Source organism: Streptomyces sp. NPDC101166 (assembly GCF_044768125.1).
Taxonomy (GTDB): Bacteria; Actinomycetota; Actinomycetes; order Streptomycetales; family Streptomycetaceae; genus Streptomyces.
The window spans coordinates 1-21,954 of record NZ_JBIWPF010000025.1 but is presented as its reverse complement, the minus strand read 5'-3'; the positions used below and the strand labels follow the sequence as shown (position 1 = coordinate 21,954).

Annotated in this window: 18 protein-coding genes; 12 read left to right on the top strand and 6 right to left on the bottom strand. The window is 72.9% G+C overall.

The genetic code is table 11. The annotated features are described in order from the left end of the window. Positions 1-24 precede the first annotated feature (24 nt). The 4 genes from ACIRS4_RS31760 to ACIRS4_RS31745 form a co-directional block, all read right to left on the bottom strand. A complete protein-coding gene (locus ACIRS4_RS31760) occupies positions 25-1,047 on the bottom strand; it encodes a DNA-3-methyladenine glycosylase family protein (protein WP_404202592.1) in 1,023 nt (340 codons plus the stop codon). Positions 1,048-1,125: 78 nt separating this feature from the next. Next, positions 1,126-2,424, bottom strand: a complete 1,299-nt coding sequence (locus tag ACIRS4_RS31755) for a coenzyme F420-0:L-glutamate ligase (protein WP_404202687.1) — start codon at positions 2,422-2,424, stop codon at positions 1,126-1,128. A 23-nt stretch (positions 2,425-2,447) separates the two neighbouring features. After that, positions 2,448-3,407 (bottom strand): 2-phospho-L-lactate transferase, encoded by a 960-nt coding sequence (gene cofD / locus ACIRS4_RS31750; protein WP_404202590.1) that lies wholly within the window; start codon positions 3,405-3,407, stop codon positions 2,448-2,450. 107 nt (positions 3,408-3,514) lie between these two features. Further along, a complete protein-coding gene (locus ACIRS4_RS31745) occupies positions 3,515-4,033 on the bottom strand; it encodes a cysteine dioxygenase (RefSeq protein WP_404202587.1) in 519 nt (172 codons plus the stop codon). Positions 4,034-4,743: 710 nt separating this feature from the next. Between ACIRS4_RS31745 and ACIRS4_RS31740 the strand changes: the two genes are divergently transcribed. The 3 genes from ACIRS4_RS31740 (at position 4,744) to ACIRS4_RS31730 (ending at position 10,418) form a co-directional block, all read left to right on the top strand. Then, complete coding sequence (locus ACIRS4_RS31740) at positions 4,744-5,007, top strand: WhiB family transcriptional regulator (protein ID WP_030792866.1); 264 nt, start codon at positions 4,744-4,746, stop codon at positions 5,005-5,007. 222 nt (positions 5,008-5,229) lie between these two features. Continuing rightward, positions 5,230-8,928, top strand: coding sequence for a glycosyltransferase (locus ACIRS4_RS31735; protein ID WP_404202585.1), 3,699 nt, complete (start codon positions 5,230-5,232; stop codon positions 8,926-8,928). Continuing rightward, positions 8,925-10,418: a DUF5719 family protein gene (locus tag ACIRS4_RS31730; protein WP_404202583.1), complete on the top strand. Its 1,494-nt coding sequence runs from the start codon at positions 8,925-8,927 to the stop codon at positions 10,416-10,418. Before ACIRS4_RS31735 ends, ACIRS4_RS31730 begins: the two co-directional genes overlap by 4 nt. 43 nt (positions 10,419-10,461) lie before the next feature. Here ACIRS4_RS31730 and ACIRS4_RS31725 read toward each other — a convergent pair whose 3' ends face one another. Beyond that, on the bottom strand, positions 10,462-10,911 hold the full coding sequence (locus tag ACIRS4_RS31725; RefSeq protein ID WP_404202581.1) for a metallopeptidase family protein: 450 nt from the start codon (positions 10,909-10,911) through the stop codon (positions 10,462-10,464). A 295-nt stretch (positions 10,912-11,206) separates the two neighbouring features. Between ACIRS4_RS31725 and ACIRS4_RS31720 the strand changes: the two genes are divergently transcribed. The 8 genes from ACIRS4_RS31720 (at position 11,207) to ACIRS4_RS31685 (ending at position 19,565) form a co-directional block, all read left to right on the top strand. Further along, positions 11,207-11,629: a DUF3499 domain-containing protein gene (locus tag ACIRS4_RS31720; protein ID WP_130442553.1), complete on the top strand. Its 423-nt coding sequence runs from the start codon at positions 11,207-11,209 to the stop codon at positions 11,627-11,629. 109 nt (positions 11,630-11,738) lie between these two features. After that, complete coding sequence (locus ACIRS4_RS31715) at positions 11,739-13,103, top strand: phosphomannomutase/phosphoglucomutase (RefSeq protein WP_404202578.1); 1,365 nt, start codon at positions 11,739-11,741, stop codon at positions 13,101-13,103. Between the two features lie 129 nt (positions 13,104-13,232). Beyond that, entirely contained in the window at positions 13,233-13,403 is a 171-nt protein-coding gene (locus tag ACIRS4_RS31710) for a Trm112 family protein (protein ID WP_404202576.1), read from the top strand. 110 nt (positions 13,404-13,513) lie between these two features. Next, positions 13,514-14,647 (top strand): SIS domain-containing protein, encoded by a 1,134-nt coding sequence (locus tag ACIRS4_RS31705; protein ID WP_404202574.1) that lies wholly within the window; start codon positions 13,514-13,516, stop codon positions 14,645-14,647. Positions 14,648-14,740: 93 nt separating this feature from the next. Next, positions 14,741-15,892 (top strand): mannose-6-phosphate isomerase, class I, encoded by a 1,152-nt coding sequence (manA, locus tag ACIRS4_RS31700; RefSeq protein ID WP_404202572.1) that lies wholly within the window; start codon positions 14,741-14,743, stop codon positions 15,890-15,892. A 136-nt stretch (positions 15,893-16,028) separates the two neighbouring features. Beyond that, positions 16,029-17,009, top strand: coding sequence for a cation diffusion facilitator family transporter (locus ACIRS4_RS31695; protein ID WP_404202570.1), 981 nt, complete (start codon positions 16,029-16,031; stop codon positions 17,007-17,009). A gap of 281 nt (positions 17,010-17,290) precedes the next feature. Further along, positions 17,291-18,748 carry an adenosylhomocysteinase gene (ahcY, locus tag ACIRS4_RS31690; protein ID WP_404202568.1) on the top strand — a complete coding sequence of 486 codons (1,458 nt, stop codon included), beginning with the start codon at positions 17,291-17,293 and terminating at the stop codon, positions 18,746-18,748. Positions 18,749-18,947: 199 nt separating this feature from the next. Further along, positions 18,948-19,565: a hypothetical protein gene (locus ACIRS4_RS31685; RefSeq protein WP_404202566.1), complete on the top strand. Its 618-nt coding sequence runs from the start codon at positions 18,948-18,950 to the stop codon at positions 19,563-19,565. Positions 19,566-19,627: 62 nt separating this feature from the next. Here the strand turns inward: ACIRS4_RS31685 and ACIRS4_RS31680 are convergent, their stop codons facing one another. Beyond that, positions 19,628-20,512 (bottom strand): RDD family protein, encoded by an 885-nt coding sequence (locus tag ACIRS4_RS31680; protein WP_404202685.1) that lies wholly within the window; start codon positions 20,510-20,512, stop codon positions 19,628-19,630. 129 nt (positions 20,513-20,641) lie between these two features. Here ACIRS4_RS31680 and ACIRS4_RS31675 point away from each other — a divergent pair, with 129 nt between their 5' ends. After that, complete coding sequence (locus tag ACIRS4_RS31675) at positions 20,642-21,646, top strand: stage II sporulation protein M (RefSeq protein WP_404202564.1); 1,005 nt, start codon at positions 20,642-20,644, stop codon at positions 21,644-21,646. Positions 21,647-21,954 lie beyond the last annotated feature (308 nt).

The window sequence follows — 21,954 nt, the reverse complement described above, 5'->3', positions numbered from 1 at the left end:
GGCCTCCCGCCCGGCCATCGCGCCTCACCACAACCCGATGTCCGTCTTGCGCATCTTCGGCGCCCGCCGCCCCGGCACCCGTCCGCTCAGCAGAATCAGCCGGGCCGCACGATGCCGCTGCCCCGCGTACGGCTCCAGCAACTCCAGCATCACCGCGTCGTCCGCCTCCCGGTCCCCCGCCAGCGCGAACCCGACGATCCCCGGCAGATGCAGATCTCCCACGGTGACCTCGTCCGCCGCCCCGTGACTGCGCTGCACCGTCTCCGCCGACGTCCACGGCCCGATCCCCGGCACGACCTCCAACCGCTCCCGCGCGGCCGAAGGCTCCATCCGCACCGCCTCCTCCAGCCGGGCGGCGACCCGCACCGCCCGCAGGATCGTCGACGCCCGCTTGTCGTCCACCCCGGCCCGGTGCCACTCCCACGACGGGATCAGCGCCCACGTCCGCGGCGCCGGCATCACGAACATCGGCCCGCCCACCGGCCCCGGTCCCGGCGCGGGCTCCCCGAACTTCCGCACCAGCATCCGCCACGCCCGGTACGCCTCGTCGGTCGTGACCTTCTGCTCCAGGACCGACGGGATCAGCGACTCCAGCACCAGCCCGGTCCGCGTCAGCCGCAGTCCCGGCCGCCGGTGCCGGGCCATCGCCACCACCCGGTGCCGGGGCGTGAACGCGTCCGGGTCGTCCGACGCGCCGAGCAGGTCCGGCATCCGCTCCAGCAGCCACCGCGCCCCCGGCCCCCACGCCTCCCCGCGCACCGCGCCGCCGCCGGGGGCCGAGCAGACCCGGAGAGTCCCCGGCCCGGCGGGCGTCAGAGCGGTCCGCCACACCGACCCGTCGGGCATGGCCCGGAACGTCGGATCGCCGGGCCCCCTGCGCAGCGGCCCCAGCACCAGCCCCAGGTCCAGCGCTCCCTCCGGCGTCCATGTCCGCACCCGCGCCGCCCCGGCCCCGGCCCCGACCTGCCGGGGCACCCCGCCGGGCACGGCGACATGCCCGCCGCGCACGGTCGTACGCGTGGGCCGGGGATCGAATCGTCCAGACACGGAGAGGTTCCCGGGGAAAGCGGAAGAGGTTCTACGAGAGTAAAGGCAGCCGCGACGGCGGAGGCACCCCTACGCCACTCACCGGACCTCGATGAACGACCCCGCGTCCCGCTCCGCGCGCGCCCTCGGCTCCTCGGCCGGATGCCCGACCGCCACCGCGCCCATCGGATCCCACTCCGGCGGCAGCTCCAGCGCCTCCCGCACGACGTCCCGGCAGAACATCGTCGACGACACCCACGCGGACCCCAGCCGCTCCCCGGCCAGCGCGACCAGGAAGTTCTGCACGCCCGCCCCGGTCGCCACGACGAACATCTCCCGCTCGGCCCCGTCCCGCCGCGGATCGCCGTACGTGTGCGACCCGTCCATGACCAGACACGGAACGACCAGGTAGGGCGCGTTGCGCAGCACGTCCCCGCGCCGCACCCGCTTGGCGATCGACTCCTCGGACTTGCCGTCCCGGCGCAGGTCCGCGATCCACGCGTCCCGCATCGCGTCCAGCAGCCGCAGGCGGGACGCGGGCGACTCCAGCAGCACAAACCGCCACGGCGTCGTGTGGTGCGGCGCGGGCGCCGTGACCGCCGCCGCCACGGCCCGCCGTACCGCCCCGGCGTCGACGGGCTCGTCGGTGAAGGCACGCACGGTCCGCCGCTGGGTGACCGCCAGCCGCACCGCCTCGGAGGTGCCGAGCCGGAACATGTCGTCGCGCGCGCCGCGCACCATGGCCCGCGCGCCCTCCGCGTCGCCGTCGGCGACCACATGACCCAGGCCGCGCACGACCGCCACCGGCAGTCCCGCCGCCTTGCCCTTCACCAGGTCGCCCGCGGCGGCCAGTTCGTCGGCCGTCGCGACGACGGTCGCGCTCAGCGGGTTGCCGTGCGCGTCCGCGCCCCCGCGCAGGTCGTCGAGCACGCGCACACCGGCGGCGCCGATGGCGACGTCCGTGAGACCCGCACGCCAGGGCCGCCCGAAGGTGTCGGTGACGACGACGCCGACGCTCACGCCGAGGGCTTCGCGCAGCCCGTCGCGGATCGCGCGCGCGGAGGCGTCCGGGTCCTCGGGCAGCAACAGCACTGTGCCGGCGGGGGTGTTGGAGGCGTCGACGCCGGCCGCGGCCATCACGAGACCCTGCCGGTTCTCCACGATCCGCAGCGCACCGCGCCGGGCCACGACCCGGACGGTCTCGGCGTCCACGGCGGCCTCGCGGTCCTCGGCCCGGACGATCCGCCCCTCCGCCTTGGACACGATCTTCGACGTCACCAGCAGCACGTCCCCGTCGACGAGCGCGGGCTCGGCGGCGGCGATCAGCTTGGCGAGGTCGTCCCCGGCGTGCACCTCGGGCAGCCCGGGCACGGCCCAGACCCGGTAACCGCTCTCCATGTCCGCTCTCGTGTTCCCGACGGTCACGCTCCCCGCACCTCCTCCGCCAGGGCCAGGGCCTCGCGGGCCATCACCGCGGTCGTCTCGACGTCGGTCATCATCAGCGGCACGGCCCGGCAGCGGATCCCGGCTGTCTCGACCCGGTCGACGACGCCCGCGTCGACGGTGTCCACGAGCCAGCCGTCGAGGAGGCCCGAGCCGTAGTGCTCGGCGACCGCCGCGGCCGTCGACTCCACGCCGACCGCCGCGAGCACCTTGTCGGCCATGCCGCGCACGGGCGCGTCCCCGACGATGGGGGAGAGGCCGACCACCGGGACCCCCGCCTCCGCGATCGCCTCGCGCACGCCGGGCACGGCGAGGATCGTGCCGACGGAGACGACCGGGTTCGACGGCGGGAAGAGGACGACGTCCGCCTCCGCGATCGCCTCCAGGACCCCCGGAGCGGGCTTCGCCTGGTCGGCGCCCACCGGCACGATCGCCTCGGCCGGCACGGACGCCCGCAGCCGCACCCAGTACTCCTGGAAGTGGACCGCCTTGCGCTCCCCGTCGACCTCGACGGCGACATGGGTCTCGACCCGGTCGTCGGTCATCGGGATCAGCCGCACGCCCGGCTTCCACCGGTCGCACAGCGCCTCGGTCACCGCGCTCAGCGGGTAGCCGGCGCCGAGCATCTGTGTCCGCACGATGTGCGTGGCGAAGTCCCGGTCGCCCAGCCCGAACCACTCGGGGCCCACGCCGTACGCGGCGAGCTCCTCCTTCAGATGGAACGTCTCCTCGGCCCGCCCCCAGCCCTGCTCCTCGTTGATGCCGCCGCCGAGCGTGTACATCACCGTGTCGAGGTCCGGGCAGACCTTCAGCCCGAAGAGGTGGATGTCGTCCCCGGTGTTGCCGATGACCGTGATGTCCGCGTCCGGCACGGCCCGCTTCAGGCCGCGCAAAAACCGGGCACCGCCGATGCCGCCTGCCAGAACCACAATGCGCATGGCGCAAGTCTCGCAGGCGGGTACGACAACGCGGCGCGCGGCCGGTGCGGTGGCGTGCTGCCGGTTCCTCGGTGGGCGTGCAGCCGGTCCGGCGCGGCCGGCCGCCGTCAGGCGGTCAGCGCGTCGGCCTCGCTGCGGTCCTCGCCGCGTCCCTCGCAGTGGGGCGCCGTGTGCATGGGCATCTCGGTCAGGCCGGGGAAGTAGACGTGCAGGCTGACCGCCGGTTCCAGCGCGTCGTTGACGACCTCGTGCGCGTACCCCGGCGCGAAGACGCGCTGCGCTCCCGCGTCCAGCACGCGCGTGCCGCGCTCGGTGTGCTCGGTCAGCGCGCCGTCCAGGACGGTCAGCACACCCGAGGAGCGGCCGTGGTCGTGCGCTCCGCTGCCCTGTCCGGGCACCCAGGACAGCAGCCACACCTCGTAGCCGGGCCCGGTGCGCAGCCGGTGGTACCAGCGGGTCGTGGCGTCGTAGCGGACGAGGTGCTCCCACTGGGAGCGGTCGGCGGCGATGGAGCGGGCCATGCCGACGAACTCCGCGACGGTGGAAGGGTGTTCGCGGGGAGCCTGGAGGAGGTGCGGGACTTCGAGGATGTCGCCGGCGATCTGGAGGTCGCTGTCGCTGTTCATGGGATGCGGGGGTTCCTCGGCGGAAGAAGCGGGGGCTGGGTGCACGTGCCGTCCGCCCGGGTCACGGGCGGCAGGGAAGCCCGGGTGCGGGCGTGAAACCGAGCGGTTCGGTCGCGGTGGACCGGGAGGGACCGGAGCGGGTGAGGCTCAACAGCCGCAGGAACGACAACAGCTACAGCGAGAGCGGGCAGCACCGTGGGACCCGGCGGTGCGGGTCGAGGTGAGTGCCGAGTTCGCGAGCATGCCCACTAGGACACCGGTTCACACTCCCGCTGTCAACTCGACCACCCCCGCACGGGGCCCATTCACCTCATCAGGTTCATCTGTGAGGTGAAAGGTTTGTGCATGCCCTGGCCGGGACACATGGCGCACATGCCGGGCACGCAAGCCTCGTGGTGACCTCGTGATCCGACTGTGATCAGGTTCGCTTCCGCGCGCGTGTCGGAACGGGATCGAACCACTGGGCGTCCTCCCTCGTGCAGGCGTTGTGCGGGCGAGGTGTCCGCCGGGCCCTCGGCTGCGTGTCAAGGTTTATGGCGATTTGAACACTTACCGCACGGCCTTGGTTCCGCAGAGTGAATAAGGGGCTCAATAGCAGATCTCAGCTTGACTCGCCCGGAGCAGCACACTTGTAATTTCACTCGTGTCGTTCAGCCGACATCGGTAACGGCCACGTCACGGGGACGCGAAAGACAGAGCGAGGGGCGCACATGACCGAGCTGGTGCAGCAACTGCTGGTCGACGACGCGGGCGAGGAACTCGGCTGGCAGGAGCGCGCACTGTGCGCCCAGACCGACCCCGAGTCCTTCTTCCCCGAGAAGGGCGGCTCCACCCGGGAGGCGAAGAAGGTCTGCCTCGCGTGCGAGGTCCGCTCCGAATGCCTCGAGTACGCACTCGCCAACGACGAACGCTTCGGCATCTGGGGCGGCCTGTCCGAGCGGGAACGCCGCAGACTCAAGAAGGCGGCCGTCTGAGCGGACGGCCCGCCTCCCCCAGCGGGAAGATCGTGAACGGCCCGTCGCCGGTGGGTTATCCACAGGCGGCGGGCCGTCCTCGCCCGCCCACCGCCCCTCATCGAGACGCTTCGCGTCGCCCCTTTTGGTTCTGCCGATAGTGTGGTCGCTCGTCCGAACGCCCGCCGCCCCCACACGGCACGGGCGTCCACCGCAGTCCATCGAACCGGGGCCCGTACCTCGATGTCCGTGCACAGCCACACGGCAGCCCAACACGACGCTGCCACACCGCAGTTCCCGCGCCATGTGGTGACCGCGGTCCTCGTCTCCCACGACGGCGCCCGCTGGCTCCCCGACGCGCTCGCCGGGCTGCTCGGCCAGGAGCGCCCCGTCCAGGCCGTCATGGCCGCCGACACCGGCAGCGCCGACGACTCCGCCCAGCTGGTCACCGACGCGCTCGGCCCCGACCGCGTGCTGCACCTCGCCCGGCGCACCGGCTTCGGCCAGGCCGTCGAGGAGGCCGGCCGCGCCGCCCCGGTCCTCACCCCCGAGGAACTGCCCTACCTCAAGCGCCCCAGCGGCTGGGACCCCGTCACGCGCACATGGCGCGACGGCGCCTACGACCTCCCCGAGCTCCCGCACGGAGAGCCCGTCCAGTGGCTGTGGCTGCTGCACGACGACTGCGCCCCCGAACCGGGCGCCCTCGCCGAACTCCTGCGCGTCGTCGACAACGAACTCGAACTCGGCCGCGACGACGTGGCAGTCGTCGGTCCCAAGCTGCGCGGCTGGTACGACCGCCGCCAGCTCCTGGAGGTCGGCGTCACCATCGCCCGCTCCGGCCGCCGCTGGACGGGCCTGGACCGCCGCGAACAGGACCAGGGCCAGCACGACCACGTCCGCCCCGTGCTGTCGGTGTCCACCGCCGGCATGCTCGTCCGCCGCGACGTCTTCGAGGAACTCGGCGGCTTCGACCGCCGCCTGCCCCTCATGCGCGACGACGTCGACCTGTGCTGGCGCGCCACCGCCGCCGGCCACCGCGTCCTCGTCGCCCCCGACGCCGTCGTACGGCACGCCGAGGCCGCCTCCCGGGAGCGGCGCGCGGTCGACTGCGCGGGCCGCACCACGGCCTCCCCCCACAAGGTGGACAAGGCCGGCGCCGCCTACACCCTCCTCGTCAACAGCCGCACCGCCCAGCTCCCCTGGATCCTGGTGCGCCTCGTCCTCGGCACCCTGCTGCGGACCGTCGTCTACCTCGTCGGCAAGGTCCCCGGACAGGCCGTCGACGAGATCCGCGGCCTGCTGGGCACCCTGCTGCGGCCCGAGCGGATCATCGCCGCGCGGCGCGACCGCGCCAGGCCGCAGATCGACAAGGGCGAACTACGGGCGCTGTTCCCGCCACCGGGCGCGACCGTCCGGGCGGCCGTCGAGCAGATCGCCGGCAACCTCTTCGGCGCCTCCGACCCCGAGGCCCCCGGCGGCGCCGGACGGCACGGCGGCGCCATCGAATCCGGACCCGGCGGCGACGACGCCGACTTCCTGGAGATCGAGCAGTTCGCCCGTGTCAAGCGCATCGCCCGCAAACCGGGCCCGGTGCTCTTCCTGGTGCTGCTCCTCATCTCCCTGGTCGCCTGCCGCAGCCTCCTGGGTGGCGGCGCGCTCGCCGGCGGCGCCCTGCTGCCCGCCCCGGCCGACGCCTCCGACCTCTGGTCGCGCTACCTGGACGCCTGGCACCCCGTAGGCGCGGGCGGCACCCCGGCCGCACCCCCCTACCTCGCGATCGTCGCCCTGCTGGCCTCCCTGCTGTTCGGCTCGACCGGCCTCGCCGTCACCGTCCTGCTGGTCTGCTCGGTGCCGCTGGCCGGCCTCACCGCCTACTTCGCCTCCCGCCCCCTCGTCACCTCCCGCCTGCTGCGCGCGTGGGCCGCCGTCGTCTACGCCTTCCTGCCCGCCGCCACCGGCGCCCTCGCCGGCGGCCGCGTCGGCACCGCCGTCCTGGCCGTCCTGCTGCCGCTCATCGCGCGCGCCGGCATCACCGCCGCCGGCCTCGCCAACTCCTCCGGAGCGCGCGGCAGCTGGCGGGCGACCTGGGCGTACGCGCTGCTGCTGACGATCACCACCGCGTTCACGCCGATCGTCTGGCCCGTCGCCCTGGCCCTCGGCCTCGCCGTGCTGGCCGTGCGCCGCACCGAACTCCTCGCCTACGGCCCGCGTTTCCTGGCCCAGCTCGGCACCCCCCTGCTGATCCTCGCGCCCTGGTCGCTGACCCTGATCCCGTCCGGCTTCCTCACCGAGGCCGGCCTCCCCTACAGCCCCTCCACGGCCACCGCCGCCGACCTCCTCGGCGCCAGCCCCGGCGGACCGGGCACCGTCGACGGCCTGATGCTCATCGGCGTCGTCCTCGCCGCCCTCGCGGCCCTCCTGCGCTCCGAGCGCCAGGCGGGGATCCGCACGGCGTGGGCCGTCGCCCTGGTCGGTCTCGTCTTCGCCGTCCTGTCCAACCAGTCCGCCTGGGCCGGCCCCGCCACCCTCGTCTACGGCATCGCCCTGCTCGCCGCCGCCCTCCTCGGCGCCGACGGCGCGCGAGGGCGCGTCGCCGAACAGAGCTTCGGCTGGCGCCAGCCGGTCGCCGCCCTCATCGCCTTCGCCTCGGCCGCCGGCCCGCTGCTCGTCGCCGCCGGCTGGATGCTCGGCGGCGCCGACGGCCCGCTGGAGCGCCGCGACCCCGTCCAGGTGCCCGCGTTCGTCGCCGAGGACAGCAACACCCGCGACCAGGCCCGCACCCTCGTCCTCGCCGGGGACTCCACCGCGCATGTCGGCTACATGCTGGTCCGCGGCTCCGGCACCCGCCTGGGCGACGCCGAACTAGCCGCCGCCGACGGCGAGAACGACGTCCTGAGCAAGGTCGTCGCCAACCTCGTCGCCGGCTCCGGCGCCGACCAGAGCGACCAGCTCGGCAAGTTCGCCGTGCGCTACGTCCTCGTCCACAAGGGCGCGCCCCGCGAGATCACCCGCGTCCTGGACTCCACCCCCGGACTGTCCCGGCTCAGCCAGCAGGCCGGCGGCGCCCTGTGGCGCGTCGACCAGGAGGTCTCCCGCGCGGCCGTCGTCACCGCGTCCGGCAAGGGCACGCCGGTGCCCGTCGCCGCCGGCCCGGTGGACATCCACACCGAGCTCCCCGACGGCGACGACGGCCGGATCCTGCGCCTGGCCGACGCCGCCGCCGACGGCTGGACCGCCACCCTCGACGGCAAGCCGCTCACCCGCACCACCGTCGACGGCTGGGCCCAGGGCTTCGAACTCCCCGCCGGCGGCGGCGACCTGGACGTCACCTACGACGACCCGTTCACCCACACCGCCTGGCTGTGGGCCCAGGGCGCCCTCGCCGTCGTCCTCGTCGTCCTCGCCCTCCCCGGCCGCCGCCGCGACGTCGACGACGACCTCCCCGAGGAGGAACCACGGCCCGAGACGGCCGCCGACGGCGAAGGCCGCCGCGCCCGCCGCCTGCGCGCCCAGGCCGAAGCCGAGGAAGCCGCACGGGCCGAAACCGAGGAAGCCGCCCGGCCCGAGGCCGAGGACTTCCCGCCCCCGCCGCAGGAGACCCCGGCCGCCGTCCCCCAGCAGACCTCCTACGCCGACTGGGACGCACCCGGCTACGCGGGCGCCGCCCACGGCGACGAGCAGTATCAGGGCGCCCACCAGCAGTACCCGCCGGGCGGCTACGACCAGCAGTCCTACGCCCCCTACCAGGCCACCCCCTACGACCCCTACGACCCTTACGCCTACGAAGGGCAGACCCCGCAGACGGGCCCCTACGACCAGCCCTACCAGCAGCAGGGTTACGACCCCTCGGCGTACGACCAGGCCGTCCACGACCCCCGCTACGACCCGAACCGCGACCCCCACGGCACCGGCAGCGAGCGCCCCGACGGGAGCCAGCAGTGAAGCGCACCACCCTGTCCCTGATCGCCGGCACGACCGCGCTCGCCGCCGTCACCGGGTTCGCCGCGCTCACCCAGCCGACCGCCCCCGGCGCCGGCGCCGCCGCGAAGGCGGCCGCCGTCCTGCCCGTGGAACGCTCCAGCCTGCTCTGCCCGGCGCCCAGCACCTCCGACCTCGCCGAGACGACGTACACGTCCTTCACGCCCGTCACCAAGGGCACCAAGAGTGACGGCACGACCGCACTGCTGCCCGCCGCCGGGAAGACCGCCGCGGGCGGCGACGGCAAGAAGAAGACCCCGGCCAAGCCCGTCCTCACGCCGAAGGCGCCCGGTACGCCCGCCGCCGGCGCCACCTCCGGCGGCGCGTCGCCCGCGCTGATGGGCACCGCCGAGGGCAGGTTCGCGCCCGGATGGACCCTCCAGGAGACCACCGAGGTCGCCGCCGGCACCGGCCGCGGCCTCCTGGGCGTCAACTGCACCGCCCCGGACACCGACTTCTGGTTCCCGGGCGTCAGCACCGCAGCCGACCGCACCGACTACCTCCATCTCACCAACCCGGACGACTCCGCCGCCGTCGTCGACATCGAGCTCTACGACAAGGACGGCCCCGTCGCGACCACCGCGGGCGACGACTTCACCGTCCCCGCCGGGTCCGGCGAGCCGATCCTGCTGTCCACGCTCACCGGCGAGAAACAGGACGACCTCACCGTCCACGTCAACGTCCGCAGCGGCCGCGTCGGCGCCGCCGTCCAGGCCCTGGACGACAAACTCGGCGGCGACTGGCTCGCCGCCTCCACCGACCCGGCGGGCAGCCTGGTCGTCCCCGGCATCCCCAAGGACGCCACGGCCGTCCGCCTCGTCGCCTTCACCCCGGCCGACTCCGACGCCGACCTGAAGGTCCAACTCGCCTCCCCGTCCGGCCTGATCACCCCGGCCGGCAAGGAGACACTGCACGTCAAGGCGGGCACGACGACCGCCGTAGACCTCGGCGACGTCACCCGCGGAGAAGCCGGCTCGCTCGTCCTGACCCCCACCGACCAGTCCGTGCCGGTCGTCGCCGCGGTCCGGGTGGTGCGCGGCAAGGGCGACAAGCAGGAGTCCGCCTACCTCCCCGCCACCAGCCCGGTCGGCACACGCGCGTCCGCCGTCGCCAACACCGCCAAGGGCACCACCCTCTCCCTGACCGCCCCCACCGGCACGGCCAAGGTCAAGGTCACCGCCTCCGCCGGCAGCGAGGGCGGAACGGCCGCCACCCAGACGTACACGATCAGGGCGGGCACCACCCAGGACGTGCAACTCCCCGCCCCCGCGGGTCTGAAGGGCACCTACGCCCTCACCGTGGAACCCCTCACCGACACCCCCGTCTACGCCTCCCGCACCCTGACGGCCTCGATCGAAGGACTCCCGGGCTTCACCATCCAGACCCTCCCCGCCGACCGCGGAACAGTCGCGGTCCCACAGACGGAGGAGGACATGACGGTGCTGCAGAAGTGATCAGCCGCGGGAGGGCCGCAGCAGGGGGCACGCGAACCCCCGCTCAGTCCTCCCCGTAGCGGGGATCCACCGTCTCCGGAGTGAGCCCCAGCAGCTCCGCCACCTGCTCCACCACCACCTCGTGCACCAACGCGGCCCGCTCCTCGCGCCCCTTGGTGCGGATCTCCACCGGCCGCCGGTAGACGACCACCCGCGCCCGCCGGCCCTCCCGCGCGGGGATCGTCCCGCCCAAGGGCACCGCCTCGTCGTTCCACGGCCCACCCGCGCCGTCCAGCCGCGGCACCTCCAGCACCATGAAGTCGATCTCGGCGAGCTGCGGCCAGCGCCGCTCCAGCCGCTCCACCGAGTCCTGCACCAGGTCCGCGAACACCTCGGCACGACTCGCCGCCAACGGCACCTGAGGGGGCGCGATCGGCCCCCGCATGCCCCGTCCGTGACGATCACGACGACGGGGCCCGGGGGCTGCGCTACGGGGCGGTACGGGGTTGTCCATCACCACTGAAGCGTATTCCCCGAGGGGACCCGCCGCCGGACCCCCACGCGGTGCCCCGCCCCGCACCGGCCGCCGCGCACCCCATGTCGGCGGATGACCATTCCAGCCAAGGTTGGGCTCGATTCCGTATCTCTCCAAGACCGTCGATCTCACGGCAATTGATGGTGTTTGTCCCCGCCGACGACCGCATCCGACGCCTCTCCTTGCCTGGAGGGGTGGCGTTCCCGCAGGTCAGCGGGGTATGACTGGAGTCGTCTGTGGGGCGTTTCACAACCCGACACGGTGGAGTGACCTGGTGGAGAGTCGTCGCGGCCCGCTCAAGAGTGCGGTACCGTCCAACGTCGTGAGCCCTGTACGTCGCTGTTCGCGCACCGCCTGCGGCCGACCCGCCGTCGCGACGCTGACGTACGTCTACGCCGACTCGACCGCGGTCCTCGGCCCGCTCGCCACCTACGCCGAACCCCACTGCTACGACCTGTGCGCCGAGCACTCCGAACGCCTCACCGCCCCCCGCGGCTGGGAGGTCGTCCGACTCCTCGACGGCTCGGCTCCCGCGCGCCCCAGCGGCGACGATCTGGAAGCGCTTGCCAACGCCGTCCGCGAGGCCGCCCGCCCGCAGGAACGCTCCGCCGGAGCCGGCGGCACGGGCCGCGGTGCGGACCCGATGGAGGTCGCACGCCGCGGCCACCTGCGCGTGCTGCGCTCACCCGACAACTGAGCCGCTGCCGCCCAGGTGAGCCGCGCGGCACGCGCCCGCAGCCGCAGAAGGCCGTCGGCCGCTCCGGGTAGTTTGTGGTGACTCGCAGAACTTCCAGGAAGGGTTGGCCGTGGCTGCTGATCTGTCGCAGATCGTGAAGGCGTACGACGTGCGCGGGGTGGTCCCGGACCAGTGGGACGAGTCCCTCGCCGAACTGTTCGGGGCGGCCTTCGCCCAGGTGACCGACGCCGAGGCGATCGTCGTCGGCCACGACATGCGCCCCTCCTCACCCGGCCTGTCCGCCGCCTTCGCGCGCGGCGCGGCGGCCCGCGGCGTGCACGTCACCCAGATCGGACTGTGCTCCACCGACCAGCTGTACTACGCCTCCGGCGCGCTGAACCTGCCCGGCGCGATGTTCACCGCCTCGCACAACCCGGCCCGCTACAACGGGATCAAACTGTGCCGCGCGGGCGCGGCACCCGTGGGCCAGGACAGCGGCCTGGCCGAGATCCGCGAACTCGTCGAGAGATGGACCGAGTCGGCCGCCCCCGAACCGGCCGCCGAACGGGGAACCCTCAGCCACGCCGACACGTTGGACGACTACGCCGCGCACCTGCGCTCACTCGTCGACCTGACGTCCATCCGCCCCCTGAAGGTCGTCGTCGACGCGGGCAACGGCATGGGCGGCCACACCGTCCCCACCGTCCTCGCCGGCCTGCCCCTCACCGTCGTCCCGATGTACTTCGAACTCGACGGCACCTTCCCCAACCACGAGGCCAACCCCCTCGACCCGGCCAACCTCGTCGACCTCCAAAAGCGCGTCCGCGCAGAAGGCGCCGACCTCGGCCTCGCCTTCGACGGCGACGCCGACCGCTGCTTCGTCGTCGACGAACAGGGCGAACCGGTCTCCCCGTCGGCCATCACCGCCCTCGTCGCCGTCCGCGAACTCGCCCGCCACGGCGGCCGCGGCACCGTCATCCACAACCTGATCACCTCCTGGACGGTCCCCGAGGTCGTCCGGGAGAACGGCGGCGCCCCCGTCCGCACCCGCGTCGGACACTCCTTCATCAAGGCCGAAATGGCCCGCACCGGCGCGATCTTCGGCGGCGAACACTCCGCCCACTACTACTTCAAGGACTTCTGGAACGCCGACACCGGAATGCTGGCCGCCCTCCACGTCCTGGCCGCCCTCGGCGAACAGCCCGCCCCGCTCTCCTCCCTCGTCGACCAGTACGACCGCTACAGCGGCTCCGGCGAGATCAACTCCACCGTCGACGACCAGACAGCCCGGATCGCGGCCGTCCGCACCGCCTACGCCGACCGCCCCGACACCACCCTCGACGAACTCGACGGCCTCACCGTCTCCGCCGCCGACTGGTGGTTCAACGTCCGCCCCTCCAACACCGAACCCCTCCTCCGCCTCAACGCCGAAGCCAGGGACGAGCCGACCATGCGCAAAATCCGCGACGAGGTCCTGGCACTGATCCGCGCCTGACCCCCGGCGCCGGCCACACCACGGACACCCCCACGCCCCCGCCGCACCGGCGGTACCCTGACCAGGCACATCCACGGGCCCCGTACCACCCGGCCGCGCGACCCGACACCCATCCGAAGGGACACCCCCATGCCGCTCGAAGCCGGCCTCCTGGAGATCCTCGCCTGCCCCGCCTGCCACGCCCCCCTCCAGGAGCAGGACACCGAGCTGATCTGCACCGCTCAGGACTGCGGCCTCGCCTACCCCGTGCGCGACGGCATCCCCGTCCTCCTCGTCGACGAGGCCCGCCGCCCCGCGTGACGCCCGACCGGCCGCACCCCCACGCGAACACCCCACGTCCGGAGGGCGACCACCGCGGGTGACGGCGCCCCGACGACCCGCGACGCCCCGGCGATCGGAGACCTGACGCCATGCTCGACGAATCGCTGCTCGACACGCCGGAGGCCCTGGCCGAGGCAGACCACCGCGCCCTCCTGCGCGGAGCGGCCGAGGCCGGCGCCCGCGTCCGCACCGCCGCCCGGCACGCCACCGAGGCCGGCGTCCACCGGCTCAAACCGGACGGCCGCCCCCGCGCCATCCTCATCGCCGGCCCCGGCGCGGCCGCCATCTGCGTCGCCGACCTCCTCGGCACCCTCGCCGGCGCCGCCTGCCCCGTCACCCGCCTCGCCCCCGCCGGCGTGGCCCCCGCCGCCGGCGCCCTGCGCTGGGAACTCCCCGGCTGGGTCGGCTCCATCGACCTCCTCCTCATCACCACCCCGGACGGCTCCGAACCCGGCCTCTCCCTCCTCGCCGAGCAGGCGTACCGCCGCGGCTGCACCGTCGTCGCCGTGGCCCCCGCCAGCTCCCCGCTGACCGAGGCCGTCAGCGCCGCGCACGGCCTGTTCATCCCGCTCGCCACCGCCCCCTACGAGCACGACGAACAGCCGCCCGTCGCCGCGTCCGCCCCCGGCGTGCTGTGGGCCCTGCTCACCCCGCTCCTCGCGCTCCTGGACCGCATCGCCCTGATCTCCGCCCCGCCCGAGGCGCTCGAACAGGTCGCCGACCGGCTGGACCACATCGCCGAACGCTGTGGCCCCGCCATCGCGACCTACAGCAACCCCGCCAAGACCCTGGCCGCCGAACTCGCCGACGCCCTCCCCGTCGTGTGGACCGAAGGCGTCTCCGCCGGCCCCGCCGGCCGCCGCTTCGCCGCCGCGCTCGCCGAACTCTCCGGCCACCCCGCCCTCGTCGCCGAACTCCCCGAGGCCCTCGCCTCCCACAACGCGCTGCTCGCCGGCCCGCTCGCCGCCAGCGCCGACCCGGACGACTTCTTCCGCGACCGCGTCGAGGAGCCACCCGCCCTCCACGCGCGCGTCGTGCTGCTGCGCGACCGCCCCATCGGCGGACTCACCGCCGCCCCGGCTGCCCGCGACCTCGCCCTCAGCCACGACACCCCGGTCAGCGAACTCGAACCGGAGCCCGGCGACGAACTCGTCACCCTCGCCGAACTGATCGCCGTCACCGACTTCGCCGCCGTCTACCTGGCGCTCGCCTCGGGAGCCTGACACAGCGACAGCCGGCCGTGGGCCCTCCGCGGCCGACCCCATGACAGCCACGCAGACACACGGACCGTCAGACAGACAGGCAGAGAACACGCCATGGACCGCCTCGACAACACCGTCCGCCCCTACGCCTGGGGTTCGCCCACCGCCATCCCCGGCCTCCTCGGCGTCGAACCCACCGGCGAACCGCAGGCGGAGATGTGGATGGGAGCCCACCCCGGCGCCCCCTCCCGCACCGCCCGGGGCACCCTCGTCGAGGTCATCGAAGCCGACCCGGAACGCGAACTGGGCGCCAGGACGACAGCCAAGTTCGGCCCCCGCCTGCCCTTCCTCCTCAAGCTCCTCGCCGCCGGAGCACCCCTCTCCCTCCAGGTCCACCCCGACCTGCGACAAGCCCGGGAGGGCCACGAGGACGAGGAGTGCCGCGGCATCCCCGTCGACGCCCCCCACCGCAACTACAAGGACGCCAACCACAAGCCCGAACTCGTCTGCGCCCTCACCGAGTTCGACGGCCTCTGCGGCTTCCGCGAACCGGCCCGCGCCGCCGCCCTCCTCGAAGGCCTGGGCGTCGACTCGCTCAAGCCCTACGTCGACCTCCTGCACGCCCGGCCCGAGGACGCCGCCCTGCGTGAGGTCCTCACCGCGCTCCTCACCGCCGACCGCGACGAGATGGCCCACACCGTCGCCGAGGCGGCGGCCGCCTGCGACCGCCTCGGCGGCGACTACGCCCCCTACGCCGGCATCGCCCACCACCACCCCGGCGACCCCGGCGTCATCGCCGCCCTGCTCCTCAACCACGTCCGGCTCCAGCCCGGCGAGGCCCTCTTCCTCGGCGCCGGCGTTCCCCACGCCTACCTCAGCGGCCTCGGGGTCGAGATCATGGCCAACTCCGACAACGTCCTGCGCTGCGGCCTCACCCCCAAGCACGTCGACGTCCCCGAACTCCTGCGCATCGTCCGCTTCGAGCCCGGCGACCCCGGCGTCCTGCGCCCCGAGGCCGCCCCCGACGGCGAGGAGGTCTACGACACCCCGGTCGACGAGTTCCGCCTCTCGCGCCACGTCCTGCCGGAGGGCGCCGCCGCCCGCGACCTCACCGTCCCCACCCCGCAGATCCTGCTCTGCACCGCCGGCGCCGTCCATGTCGGCGAGCACCGGCTGACACCCGGTCACTCCGTCTTCGTCCCCGCGGGCGAAAAGGTCCAAATGTCCGGAGCGGGCACGCTCTTCCGTGCCACCGTCGTCCTCTGACGCATCGCCCACCACCCGCCGGGCACACGCACCTCGGCCCGTGCTGCAACAATGGCCCACCGCAAAGGACGGGCAAAGCCGACGACGGCACGAGCGCCCCGAGGACGACCCGAGGACGAAGGGACCACGCGAACACATGAGCGCGTCAGGCGGCACCAAGGCGATCGTGGCGGCACTGGGCGCCAACCTCGCGATCGCGGCATCGAAGTTCGTCGCGTTCGCCTTCAGCGGCTCCTCGTCGATGCTCGCCGAGGGCGTCCACTCGCTCGCCGACTCCGGCAACCAGGCACTCCTCCTGGTCGGCGGCAAGAAGGCCCAGCGCGAGGCCACGCCGCAACACCCCTTCGGCTACGGCCGCGAACGCTACATCTACGCCTTCCTCGTCTCCATCGTCCTCTTCTCCGTCGGCGGCATGTTCGCCATCTACGAGGGCTACGAGAAGCTCCAGCACCCGCACGAGATCGACCACTGGTACTGGCCCGTCGGCGTCCTCGTCTTCGCGATCATCGCCGAGTCGTTCTCCTTCCGGACGGCCATCAAGGAGTCCGACCCCCTGCGCGGCGACCACTCCTGGAAGGAGTTCGTGCGCCGCGCCAAGGCCCCCGAGCTCCCCGTCGTCCTCCTGGAGGACTTCGGTGCCCTCGTCGGCCTCGTCCTCGCCCTCCTCGGCGTCGGCCTCGCCATCGTCACCGGCGACGGCGTCTGGGACGGCATCGGCACCATCTGCATCGGCGTCCTGCTCGTCCTGATCGCCCTCGTCCTGGCTGCCGAGACCAAGTCCCTCCTCCTCGGCGAGGCCGCCGGCCCGGAGGAGACCCGCAAGATCGAGGCCGCCCTCGTCGACGGCGACACCGTCACCCGCGTCATCCACATGCGCACGCTCCACCTCGGTCCCGAGGAGCTCCTCGTCGCCGCCAAGATCGCCGTGCAGCACGACGACACCGCCACCGAGATCGCGAACGCCATCGACGCCGCCGAGGCGCGCATCCGCCAGGCCGTCCCCATCGCCCGCGTCATCTACCTCGAGCCGGACATCTACAGCGAGGCCGAAGCCGCCAAGGGCGCCGACCCCGAAGCCACCCCCGGCGGCCCCTCCCACCCCCCGGCCGACCACTGATCCTCCCTTCCCCAAGGCCTCACCCACAGTGATGGTCCTGATCTGTTCGGAGCCGGACTGGGGTCGCCCCGCGCCAGCGGTGTAGCTTGGATCGGAGCCAGACGTCGCTGCTGATGGCGGTCGGGCGGTCCACCGACGGACCGACCGAGGGAGAGAGGGCCTCCGACGGACTGCGCTGCGCGTACGCGGGCAAGCACGGGTCCCCTTCGAGCACCCCTGTGTCCGCCGCCGCGCAGTCAGCCGTATCCAGACCTCGTCCCAAACACCGAGGAGCAGCTCGCATGACGACTGTCGACAACCGACAGGACTTCAAGGTCGCCGACCTCTCCCTGGCCGAGTTCGGCCGCAAGGAGATCACGCTCGCCGAGCACGAGATGCCGGGCCTGATGGCGATCCGCAAGGAGTACGCCGACGCCCAGCCCCTCGCCGGCGCCCGCGTCACCGGCTCCCTGCACATGACCGTCCAGACCGCCGTTCTCATCGAGACCCTGGTCGCCCTCGGCGCCCAGGTCCGCTGGGCCTCGTGCAACATCTTCTCCACCCAGGACCACGCGGCAGCCGCCATCGCCGTCGGCCCGAACGGCACGCCGGACAACCCCCAGGGCGTCCCGGTCTTCGCCTGGAAGGGCGAGACCCTGGAGGAGTACTGGTGGTGCACGGAGCAGGCGCTGACCTGGCCGAACACCCCCACCGGCGGCCCCAACATGATCCTCGACGACGGCGGCGACGCCACCCTCCTCGTCCACAAGGGCGTCGAGTACGAGAAGGACGGCAAGGTCCCCTCCGTCGACACCGCCGAGAACGAGGAACACCGCGTCATCCTCGAACTCCTCAACCGCACCATCACCGACGGCTCCCAGAAGTGGACCCAGCTCGCCTCGGAGATCCGCGGCGTCACCGAGGAGACCACCACCGGCGTCCACCGCCTGTACGAGATGCAGCGCGACGGCCAGCTCCTCTTCCCGGCCATCAACGTCAACGACGCCGTCACCAAGTCGAAGTTCGACAACAAGTACGGCTGCCGCCACTCCCTCATCGACGGCATCAACCGCGCCACCGACGTCCTCATCGGCGGCAAGACCGCCGTCGTCTTCGGCTACGGCGACGTCGGCAAGGGCTGCGCCGAGTCCCTGCGCGGCCAGGGCGCCCGCGTCATCGTCACCGAGATCGACCCCATCTGCGCCCTCCAGGCCGCGATGGACGGCTACCAGGTCTCGACCCTCGACGAGGTCGTCGACAAGGCCGACATCTTCATCACCACGACCGGCAACAAGGACATCATCATGGCCGCCGACATGGCCAAGATGAAGCACCAGGCCATCGTCGGCAACATCGGCCACTTCGACAACGAGATCGACATGGCCGGCCTCGCCCAGATCCCCGGCATCGTCAAGGACGAGGTCAAGCCGCAGGTCCACACCTGGACCTTCCCCGACGGCAAGGTCATCATCGTCCTCTCCGAGGGCCGCCTGCTGAACCTCGGCAACGCCACCGGCCACCCGTCGTTCGTGATGTCCAACTCCTTCGCGGACCAGACCCTGGCCCAGATCGAGCTGTTCACCAAGCCCGAGGAGTACCCGACCGGCGTCTACGTGCTCCCCAAGCACCTCGACGAGAAGGTCGCCCGCCTCCACCTGGACGCACTCGGCGTGAAGCTGACCACGCTCCGCCCCGAGCAGGCCTCCTACATCGGCGTCGAGGTCGACGGCCCCTACAAGCCGGACCACTACCGCTACTGAGTCCACAGCCCCGCCCACCGGGGAACACGTCCGCTGACGCGTTCCCCGGCACCGGCAGGCCCTCCGAGACAGGCCCCCGCACCCCCGTGTCGGGGGCCTGTCCCGTCGGCCCACGACCGACCCGGCCCTCCTTCGACTCACCAGCACCAGGCCGGCTCGCCGAGCTGACCGGACCAGCCCGTCACACCCCAGGACCCCCATGCCCCGCGGCCGGTATTCGCTCCACGATCCGCACGATCACACCCCTCTCGCCCACGAGCACTTCCACTGCGCCCCCGGCCCCTCCGGCTGGCGCTACGTCTCCCAGCTGACCACCCCCACCGGCGAGCACACCGGCTCCGTCGACCTCACCCTCGACGACCTCGGCCGCCCCCTCCGACTCGAACTCCACGCCGCCGGCTGGCAGGTGCGCGGCGCCGCCCTCGACGGCGTCACCTGGGTCCGCACCGACCCCACCGGCGCCGAGGCCACAGAAGGCAACGTCCCCGCCCACGCCTTCACCGGCGCCTCGCCCGCCTTTCTCATCGCCACCGCCCGTCTCCTCCGTCTCGCTCCCTCCCCGTCCGCGACCCGCGTCCGCCTCGTCGCCTTCACCGATCCGGTCCTCGCACCGCGCACCCTCGACCAGTCCTGGGCCCTGGTGAAGAGAGAAGCACACGCCACTGACAACGACCCCCTGACCGTGGACGAATACCAGGTCACAGCCCTGGACACCGGAGAACAGCACGCCGTGCACATCGCCGGCGACATCGTCCTCGCAGCCCCCGGCATCGAGCTGGAAGACCTCGAATCGCCCCCGTCGACGTTCACCGACTGAGGAAGACGCGGGGAAGAAGGGGGAGGGCGGGGAAAGGGGAAGGGCGGGGAAAGGGGGAGCCGCTACGCCGGAGGCACGAACCCGGTGGCCCTCCCCTCGCCCTCCGACGAACCGGACACAGGCGGTACCGGCGGAACGACGGGAGAAGAAGAGACGGGCGGGGCCGACGGACCGTACGCATCCGCCACCGGACCGCCCCCGGCCCCGAAGGCCCGCCGCGCCTCCCGGTCCCGCCGCTCGTGCACCACCGCGGCCAGGAACGCGGCCGCGGGCACCCCCGGCGGCACCGGAGCCCCCGTCCGGGCCGCGACATCACCGGCCAGCCGCTCCGCGATCGTCCGGCCCACCTGCGGATCCAACTGATCCATCCGCCCCAGGTACTGCCGGACCGCCAGCCACAGATCGTCCGGCACCGCCGACAGATCGAGCCCGGAGAACCGCCCCACCAGCCACGGCGGAGCAGCCGGCATAAAACCGTTCCGCGCCACAGGCACCCGCTCCCGCACCACCAGCGTCCCGGCGAAGACGTCCCCGAGCCGCCGCCCCCGCGCCGACACCAGCGAGGCCACGCACGCCACCACCCCCGCAGTCAGCAGGATCTCCACCACCCCCAGCGCACCCCGCACCAACGCATGCCGGAACCGGATCGGCCCGCCGTCGTCCCGCACCACCCGCAGCCCGCAGGCCAACTTCCCGAGCGAGCGCCCATGACTGAGCGTCTCCACCGCGATCGGCACCCCCACCAGCACCGACAAGAACGAGGCGATCGCCACCGCCCTTCGCGCCGCCTCGTCCAGCGACGCCGTGGCCGCCAGCAAAGCGACGCTGACGACGACATAACCCGCGATGACGACGAGCAGATCGAGCAGGACGGCCAGAGCCCTGCTCGGCAGCCTGGCGGGGCGCAGCTCCAACGCCACCGCCTCACCCGTCACCAGCTCGCCCACGACCACCGCCCCTTCCCCGACCCGCTCGGACGACGGCCAGTCTGCCAAGCTGACCGCACATCGCGCCTCCGTAGGACAAGCTGACATCACCACCGGTCGCCGACGAGAAGCCGAGGAGCAGACACCCCGATGGACCTCGACGTCTTCGTCTCCGCCCACCGCGCCGAATGGGACCGCCTCGACGCACTCCTGCGCCGACGCCACCTCACCGGCGCGGAAGCCGACGAACTCGTCACCCTCTACCAGCGCACGGCCACCCACCTCTCCCTCATCCGGTCCAGCGCCCCCGACCCGCAGCTCACCGGACGGCTCAGCCAACTCGTGGCACGCGCGCGCAGCACGGTCACCGGCACCCGACGCGCCTCATGGCACGACGTCGCCCGCTTCCTCACCCGGGGCTTTCCCGCCGCCGTCTACCGCGCGCGGCACTGGTGGACACCCACCGCGCTCGTCTCCACCGCCACAGCGGCCCTGCTCGGCTGGTGGATCGGAACCCACCCGGAGGTCCAGGCCTCCCTGGCCGCCCCGGACGAACTGCGCGCGCTCACCCGCCCCGGCGGCCAGTACGAGACCTACTACTCGAGCCACCCGGCCGCCTCGTTCGCCGCCCAGGTCTGGACGAACAACGCCCAAGCCGCGGCCATGTGCCTGGTCCTCGGCGTCTTCCTGGGCCTGCCCGTCCTGTGGATCCTCCTCCAGAACATGCTCAACCTCGGCGTCGGCATCGGCCTCATGTCCTCGGCCGGCCGCCTCGACACCTTCCTCGGCCTGGTCCTCCCGCACGGCCTCCTCGAGCTGACCGCGGTCTTCGTCGCCGCCGGCACCGGCCTGCGACTCGGCTGGACCGTCATCGATCCCGGCCCCCGCTCCCGCCGTACCGCCCTCGCCGAGGAAGGGCGCGCCGCCGTCGGCATGGCGATCGGCCTCGCCCTCGTCCTGTTCGTCTCGGGCGCCATCGAAGGCTTCGTCACCCCCTCAGGCCTGCCCACCTGGGCCCGCATCGCCATCGGCATCACCGCCGAACTGGCCTTCCTGGCCTACGTCTACGTCCTCGGCGGCCGCGCCGCCCGCGCGGGGGACACCGGCGACCTGGTGGCTGCCGAACGCAGCGCCACGGTGCCGACAGCCGCCTGATGTGCGTGGGCGTCCGCCGAACTGCTAGTCTCCTCTTCGCCCCACAAAAACCGTTGACACGGAGCGCGTGGGGAGGTAGATTCGAACAGTTGCCTGGACTGGACCTGGTCCGGTCGGCAACGGGTTAGTATCTATAAGGGCCTCACGGAACTTCGATTCCAAAGAAGCCCCTCCCCGATGAATCGGAAACAACGGCCGGTCTGACCGGCTGAAAACTTCTGATAAAGTCGGAACCGCCGGAAAGGAAACCGCGAAACAAAAGCGGGAACCTGGAAAGCACCGAGGAAATCGGATCGAGAAAAGATCTG